Annotated in this window: 7 protein-coding genes; 1 reads left to right on the top strand and 6 read right to left on the bottom strand. The window is 71.8% G+C overall.

The window, feature by feature from the left end; translation table 11 throughout:
• Both ACWCYO_RS22090 and ACWCYO_RS22085 read right to left on the bottom strand, forming a co-directional pair.
• Positions 1-846 (bottom strand): peptidoglycan DD-metalloendopeptidase family protein (locus tag ACWCYO_RS22090; RefSeq protein WP_449785165.1); only part of this gene is annotated, 846 nt, incomplete at its 3' end.
• 11 nt (positions 847-857) lie between these two features.
• Positions 858-1010, bottom strand: coding sequence for a hypothetical protein (locus ACWCYO_RS22085; RefSeq protein WP_270149274.1), 153 nt, complete (start codon positions 1008-1010; stop codon positions 858-860).
• Positions 1011-1308: 298 nt separating this feature from the next.
• On the opposite strand from ACWCYO_RS22085, the gene ACWCYO_RS22080 reads away from it, so the two are divergent.
• Entirely contained in the window at positions 1309-1815 is a 507-nt protein-coding gene (locus ACWCYO_RS22080) for a GNAT family N-acetyltransferase (RefSeq protein WP_449785164.1), read from the top strand.
• Positions 1816-1821: 6 nt separating this feature from the next.
• Here the strand turns inward: ACWCYO_RS22080 and ACWCYO_RS22075 are convergent, their stop codons facing one another.
• The 4 genes from ACWCYO_RS22075 to ACWCYO_RS22060 form a co-directional block, all read right to left on the bottom strand.
• Positions 1822-4185 (bottom strand): ATP-binding cassette domain-containing protein, encoded by a 2364-nt coding sequence (locus ACWCYO_RS22075; RefSeq protein ID WP_449785163.1) that lies wholly within the window; start codon positions 4183-4185, stop codon positions 1822-1824.
• Between the two features lie 93 nt (positions 4186-4278).
• A complete protein-coding gene (locus ACWCYO_RS22070) occupies positions 4279-4692 on the bottom strand; it encodes a VOC family protein (protein WP_449785162.1) in 414 nt (137 codons plus the stop codon).
• Positions 4693-5250: 558 nt separating this feature from the next.
• The gene (locus ACWCYO_RS22065) at positions 5251-5754 is read right to left on the bottom strand and encodes a GNAT family N-acetyltransferase (RefSeq protein ID WP_270149286.1); all 504 of its coding nucleotides are present in this window, start codon (positions 5752-5754) and stop codon (positions 5251-5253) included.
• Between the two features lie 75 nt (positions 5755-5829).
• Positions 5830-6243: a winged helix-turn-helix transcriptional regulator gene (locus ACWCYO_RS22060; protein ID WP_270149287.1), complete on the bottom strand. Its 414-nt coding sequence runs from the start codon at positions 6241-6243 to the stop codon at positions 5830-5832.
• Positions 6244-6279 lie beyond the last annotated feature (36 nt).

Here is a 6279-nt window from a genome sequence, read left to right as displayed (position 1 = left end):
GGTGCCGACGGCGAGGTCGTGTCCGCCGCCGCCGAAGGTCTCCCAGTTCGACCAGGCGCCGGAGGGCTGGAGCTGGTAACGGTGTTGGAGGGTGCTGCCGTTGAGCGCGAAGACTTCGAGTCGGCCGTCCGCGTCCGGGCCGATGGCCAGCCGTGCGCTGCCGGGGCCGCCGAGGGACTCCCAGTCCGACCAGGCTCCGTTCACCGCCGTCTGCCAGGCGTGCGAGACGCCGTTGGCGCCGGCGGCGAACAACTCCAGGCGGCCGTCCGCCGAGCGTGTGGCCACCACCCGGCCGGACTTCGCCGGATACACCAACGGCGCCGGGCGGGGGCCGGATCCGGGCGTGCAGGGCATGGCGACGCCGCGGTCCGCGAGGTAGGGGATCGGGTCGGTGCGCACGGTCGCGTCGGCGTCGGCCCAGACCCGCAGGTGCAGGTGCGGGCCGCTGGACTCGCCCTCGCTGCCCATCAGGGCGATCTGCTGACCGGCCGTCACATGGTCGCCGGCGACCACGTCCCGCTCGCGCATGTGGCCGTACTCGGTGATGGTCCCGTCGGGGTGCAGGATGCGGATCCACTGGCCGTAGCCCTGTGCCGGTCCGGAGGCCACCACCTGGCCTTCGCCGACCGCGTAGATCGGGGTGCCGTAATCGTTGGCGATGTCGATGCCGTTGTGCTCCGGGGTGTAGCCCTGGGAGATGTACCCGGCGGCGGGGCAGGAGGCCGCGAACCCGGCGACCACGGCGGGGGTGGCTTCGGCGGGGGAGGTCGGCACGGTGACCGGCAGCAGCAGGGAAGCGGTGGCCAGGGCCAGGCGCGAAGCGCGGCGGGAGAGGGAGGGGAACACCGGGGTGCCCCTCACGCCTTGCGCAGGCGGTCGATGATGCCGTTGCCGGCCGCCGCGGCGGGCCTCGCCGACGCCAACCGGCCCGCGGTGCCGAGCGCCAGTGCGGCGCCGAGCCCGCCGACGGACTTGAGGATGCCGCTACGGGTGGGGTGGTGCGCGGTCAACGTGACCTCCTGGGAACGCGTGACGGCGATCCGTCCGGACCGCCCGGTGTCGAGCGGTTGGGACGGTAGCCACGCGCCGCGCGGCGCAGAACCCGGAACCATACGGACTGACAGGAGCGGACCAGGCGTACTCGCGCCGCCGCCACGAGCTGTCGCGCTGGTCGTGGAGCGGATGAGGCGGAAGCGGGGGAACGCGGAGCCGAGATGGGTCCGGAGTAAGCCGTGAGCCCGCGGCTATAGTGCCTTCGCTGCCGGTGATCACCGGCAGCGAAGGCCTTTGCGGACCACGGGGGACGGCATGGAGTACCGGATCGAGCGGATCGGTCGGGAGGACTGGCAGCGGCTGCGCACCATCCGGCTGGCCCAACTCCTCGACACCCCCATGGCGTTCGGCGAGCCCTACGAGTACGCGCAGCTACAGCGCGAGGGCAACTGGCGGGCCCGCACGGACTGGCTGAACGAACCCGGCCGGATCGGCCTGGTCGCCGTGGACGAGACCGACCAGTGGGTCGCCACCATGCTGGCGACCCCCAGCATCAAGGCCGAGACCGTCGACCTGATCGGCGTCTGGGTCGACCCGGCGCACCGCGGCCGCGACCGCGGCGTCGCCGATGCCCTGCTGGACGCCGTCATCGCCTGGGCCAGGGACGGCGGCGCCAGGTGGATGCTGCTCGGTGTGCACGAGGCCAACCACCGCGCCGCCGCCTTCTACCGGCGGCGCGGCTTCACGTACACCGGCGGCGAGACGCCGTACGTGCTGGACGAGGACGCCAGGATCCTGGAGATGCGCCTCCCGCTCGGATAGCGCCCGTCAGCCGGTCACGTACTGCGCCAGGTGCTCGCCGGTCAGCGTCGAGCGAGCGGCCACCAGCTCGGCCGGCGTGCCCTCGAAGACCACCCGGCCGCCGTCGTGCCCGGCGCCCGGGCCGAGGTCGATGATCCAGTCCGCGTGCGCCATGACCGCCAGGTGGTGCTCGATCACGATCACCGACTTGCCGGAGTCCACCAGCCGGTCCAGCAGGCCGAGCAACTGCTCGACGTCCGCCAGGTGCAGACCGGTGGTCGGCTCGTCCAGGACGTAGACCCCGCCCTTGTCGCCCATGTGGGTGGCCAGCTTCAGCCGCTGCCGCTCACCGCCGGACAGCGTGGTCAGCGGCTGCCCGAGGCTCAGGTAGCCGAGGCCGACGTCGGCGAGCCGCTCCAGGATCCGGTGCGCGGCCGGCAGCTTCGCCTCCCCGGCGCCGAAGAACTCCTCCGCCTCGGTCACCGACATCGCCAGCACCTCGCTGATGTCCCGGCCGCCCAGCCGGTACTCCAGCACCGAGGCCTGGTAGCGCCTGCCCTCGCAGTCCTCGCAGGTGCTGGCCACCCCGGCCATCATCGCCAGGTCGGTGTAGACCACGCCGGCGCCGTTGCAGGTCGGGCAGGCGCCCTCCGAGTTGGCGCTGAACAGGGCCGGCTTCACGTCGTTCGCCTTGGCGAAGGCCTTGCGGATCGGGTCGAGCAGCCCGGTGTAGGTGGCCGGGTTGCTGCGTCGGGAGCCCTTGATCGCGCCCTGGTCGACGTACACCACGCCCTCTTCCGCCGGGATCGAGCCGTGGATCAGCGAGCTCTTCCCGGAGCCCGCGACCCCGGTGACCACGGTGAGCACCCCGAGCGGAACGTCCACGTCCACGTCCCGCAGGTTGTGGGTGTCCGCGCCGCGGATCGCCAGCTTGCCGGTGGGCGTGCGGACCGTCTCCCGCAGCGCCGCCCGGTCCGCCAGGTGGCGGCCGGTCACGGTGCCGCTGTCGCGCAGCCCGGCCACGCTGCCCTCGAAGCAGACCGAGCCGCCCGCCGCACCGGCCCCCGGGCCGAGGTCCACCACGTGGTCGGCGATCGCGATGGTCTGCGGCTTGTGCTCCACCACCAGCACCGTGTTGCCCTTGTCCCGCAGCCGCAGCAGCAGGTCGTTCATCCGGCTGATGTCGTGCGGGTGCAGGCCGGTGGTGGGCTCGTCGAAGACGTACGTGGTGTCGGTGAGCGAGGAGCCCAGGTGCCGGATCATCTTGACCCGCTGCGCCTCGCCGCCGGAGAGGGTGCCGGAGGGGCGGTCCAGGGAGAGGTAGCCGAGGCCGATCTCCACGAAGGAGTCCAGCACCTGCTGGAGCGCGGTGAGCAGCGGCGCCACCGAGGGCTCGTCCAGCGCGCGGACCCACTCGGCGAGGTCGCTGATCTGCATCGCGCAGGCGTCGGCGATGCTCAGGCCTGCGATCTTGGACGAGCGGGCGGCCGCGCTCAGCCGGGTGCCCTCGCACTCCGGGCAGGCGGTGAAGGTGACGGCGCGCTCCACGAAGGCCCGGATGTGCGGCTGGAGGGCGTCCTTGTCCTTGGACAGCATGGACTTCTGGAGCTTGGGGATCAGGCCCTCGTAGGTGAGGTTGACCCCGTTGACCTTGACCTTGGTCGGCTCCCGGTACAGGAAGTCCTGGAGCTCCTTCTCGGTGTACCGGCGGATCGGCTTGTCCGGGTCGAGGAAGCCCGAGTTGGCGTAGACGCCGACCGTCCACCAGCTGTCCGGCTTCCAGCCCGGGATGAGGATCGCGCCCTCGGTGAGCGACCTGGTGTCGTCGTACAGCTGGGTGAGGTCGATGTCGGAGACGCTGCCCCGGCCCTCGCAGCGCGGGCACATGCCGCCGGTGATGCTGAAGCTGCGCCGCTCCTTGACCGTCTTGCCGCCGCGCTCGACGGTCACCGCGCCGGCGCCGCTGATCGAGGGGACGTTGAAGGAGTAGGCCTTGGGGGAGCCGATGTGCGGGGTGCCGAGCCGGCTGAACAGGATGCGCAGCATCGCGTTGGCGTCGGTGGCGGTGCCGACGGTGGAGCGCGGGTCGGCGCCCATCCGCTGCTGGTCGACGATGATCGCGGTGGTCAACCCTTCCAGGACGTCCACCTCGGGGCGGGCCAGGGTGGGCATGAAGCCCTGGACGAAGGCGCTGTAGGTCTCGTTGATCAACCGCTGCGACTCGGCGGCGACGGTGTCGAAGACCAGCGAGCTCTTGCCGGAGCCGGACACCCCGGTGAACACCGTCAGCCGGCGCTTGGGGATGTCGACGCTGACGTCCTTGAGGTTGTTCTCGCGGGCGCCGTGCACCCGGATCAGGTCGTGGCTGTCGGCGACGTGCGGCTCGGGCATCGTTCTCTTCGCTCCCTGGCGGTCGGGCGGGCTCTCCGGACGGATGGATCGGGGCCCGCTCCGGCCGGTGGCGGCGGGGCGGGCCCGGGCGACTCAGCGCACTTCGTTGAAGCGGATCATGTTGCCCGCCGGGTCGCGGAAGGCGCAGTCGCGGATGCCGTACGGCTGCAGGGTCGGCTCCTGCACGAGCTCGGCGCCGCCGGACTTCAGCCGGTCGAACACCCCGTCCAGGTCGGCGGTGGCGAGCACCAGCCGGGCGTACGTCCCCTTGGCCATCATCTCGGTGATGGTACGCCGTTCGTCCTCGGTGATGCCCGGGTCCGCGAACGGCGGCTCCAGCACCAGCGACACGTCGGGCTGGTCCTCGGGGCCGACGGTGATCCACCGCATCGGGCCGCCGCCGACGTCCTGGCGGACCTCGAAGCCGAGCAGGTCCCGGTAGAAGGCGAGGGAGGCCTCGGGGTCGGTGTGGGGGAGGAAGGTCCAGTGAATGGTGATGTCGTTCATGACCGCAACGCTAGGCGCGGCCCCCGGGCGGGCGCTTCTCGAATCCTGATCGGTTCCTTCCCGGTCTCCCTCGGTCTTCGCGGACGCGGCGCGTCGAGGGTGCTCGCCCGACCCCCCGATCGGGCGAGCACCCTCCACGCGCTGCTCGGCTGAGCGCCGGGCCCGCTGCTGGGGCGAGCGCCGGCCCGCTGCTCAGGCGCGGCAGCGCAGCAGCTCCAGCGGCGGGTGGGCGAGCGCGTCCGCCCAGAAGTCCTCGCCGAACTCGCGCAGGCCCTCCTCGGAGATCTGCAGCGGCACCCACTCCAGCTCACAGAACCCGGCCGCGCCGGGACGTGCCTGCGCAGCTCGGCGAGCATGGCGGCGTCGGGCTCGGTCGCGGTGACGGCGAGGCCGCGCACGGCGAACAGTCGGGTCGCCTTGCCCGTCCCGGCACCGATCTCCAGGGCGGTCCGCACCGGCCGGCCGGCGTACTCCGCGACCAGCTCGAAGAGCTCCTCGGGATAGCCGGGCCGGTACCGCTCGTAGGCCTCCGCGACCGTCCCGAAACTCAGCGCACGTTCAGGCATCCCGGACACCCGGCAATGCCAGCCAGTCCTGCCAGCTGACGTCCCGCCCCAGGAAGCGCGGCCGCCGGAACGGCCAGTCGGCGGCGATCCACTGCGGCACCAGCGCGTCCAGCGCCCGCTCCACCTCGCCGCCGACCAACTCGTCCACCACCCACCAGGAGATCTCCCCGTCGGCGCCGGCCCGCTCCGGCGGGTCGATGTACACACAGCCACGGATCGCCGTCTCGGCCCGGTCCAGCAGCACGTAGTTGAACGACTGGTGGGCGGCGATCTCCCGTTCGTGCCGCGCCAGGTCCGCCCGGTTCGCCTCGGCCGTCATCGTCTCCGACGGCCACCCCCAGGCCGGCCCGAAGATGCCGAACAGCCGCTCCCGCGACCCCATCACGGCCGGATAGTCCAGCGGCGCATCCGCCTCCCGGATCGGCCGCAGGTGGTACGCCCCGTCGAGCAGCGGCACTTGGAGGGGATGGACGAAATCAGCAGGCAGCCAGGTCATGCCGCCGAGGCTATCCAGCGGTCGGCGGTCGGCGCACGGAATATCCCTCCCGCACGCGTGGAACGACCCTGGGCGCTAAGGCCGCGACCCCGGTGACGCCTGCTGGCTGTCGTAGTGCTCCTGGGCGGCGAGGAGCTCGTCTCCGTGCCGGCCGAACCACTGGATGAGGTCGGTCAGCGGCCCGGCCAGGCTGGTACCGAGTTCCGTCAGGCTGTAGGTGACCTGGGGCGGGTTGGTGGGCGCGACATGGCGACCGACGAGCCCGGCGCGGGCCAGTGCCTTGAGGTTCTGCGACAGCATCTTCTGGCTGATGCCACCGACTCGTTGGTGCAGCTGCGCGAAGCGGTGCGGGCCGGCGATGAGGGCCGAGATGATCAGTGTCGCCCAGCGGCTGGTCGTCTGGTCCATGATCGGCCTGAGTGCGCACTTCTGGTCGAAGGTGTCGTGGGCGAGGAGTCGGGCGGCTGTCGCGACGTGCTGAGTTTCCATCACCGCAGGAGCTTACAAAAAAGTAGGTACTTCCGA

It is taken from the genome of Kitasatospora sp. NPDC001683 (assembly GCF_053596495.1).
The sequence above is the reverse complement of the archived record's forward strand: the minus strand, read 5'-3'. Positions and strand labels throughout refer to the sequence as shown.

What these genes read in the sequence shown, in the direction of transcription:
- ACWCYO_RS22080 (WP_449785164.1), top strand. Translation starts at nt 1,309, where the DNA reads ATGGAGTACCGGATCGAGCGGATCGGTCGGGAGGACTGGCAGCGGCTG.
- ACWCYO_RS22075 (WP_449785163.1), bottom strand. Translation starts at nt 4,185, where the DNA reads ATGCCCGAGCCGCACGTCGCCGACAGCCACGACCTGATCCGGGTGCAC.
- ACWCYO_RS22070 (WP_449785162.1), bottom strand. Translation starts at nt 4,692, where the DNA reads ATGAACGACATCACCATTCACTGGACCTTCCTCCCCCACACCGACCCC.
- ACWCYO_RS22065 (WP_270149286.1), bottom strand. Translation starts at nt 5,754, where the DNA reads ATGACCTGGCTGCCTGCTGATTTCGTCCATCCCCTCCAAGTGCCGCTG.
- ACWCYO_RS22060 (WP_270149287.1), bottom strand. Translation starts at nt 6,243, where the DNA reads ATGGAAACTCAGCACGTCGCGACAGCCGCCCGACTCCTCGCCCACGAC.